The organism is Photorhabdus sp. P32, assembly GCF_038085095.1.
Taxonomy (GTDB): Bacteria; Pseudomonadota; Gammaproteobacteria; order Enterobacterales; family Enterobacteriaceae; genus Photorhabdus; species Photorhabdus luminescens.
The window spans coordinates 1-319 of the sequence record NZ_JAZGJN010000013.1; the positions used below are offsets into that span (position 1 = coordinate 1).

General features: G+C 41.1%; 1 protein-coding gene. It reads left to right on the plus strand.

Going from position 1 to position 319, the window contains the following annotated elements:
- Positions 1-91: 91 nt before the first annotated feature.
- On the plus strand, positions 92-319 hold a 228-nt coding region (locus V2H77_RS00035; RefSeq protein ID WP_341497181.1), incomplete at its 3' end, for an FAD-binding oxidoreductase.

Here is a 319-nt window from a genome sequence, read left to right on the forward strand (position 1 = left end):
TTTTTTGACCTGTCAATGTAAGCCCAGCTCTGACGAGATTGTCATAGAAGCTGAATATTATCCAGAACTCGCTAAACTAACGAAAAAGATTGTGCCCTGCAAAGTTAGCTCAACCTGCACAGTAGCAGATGAATATATGATCATTAAATTCAGGCTACCGCCCACCGCATCTTTTGCATTCTTACCTGGTCAATATATTAATCTTCATTATCAGGGTGTGGTACGAAGCTATTCCATTGCCAATGCTGCGATTTCCGAAGGGATCGAATTACATATTCGACAGGTCGCTGATGGAGTTATGAGTAGCCTTTTATTCAAC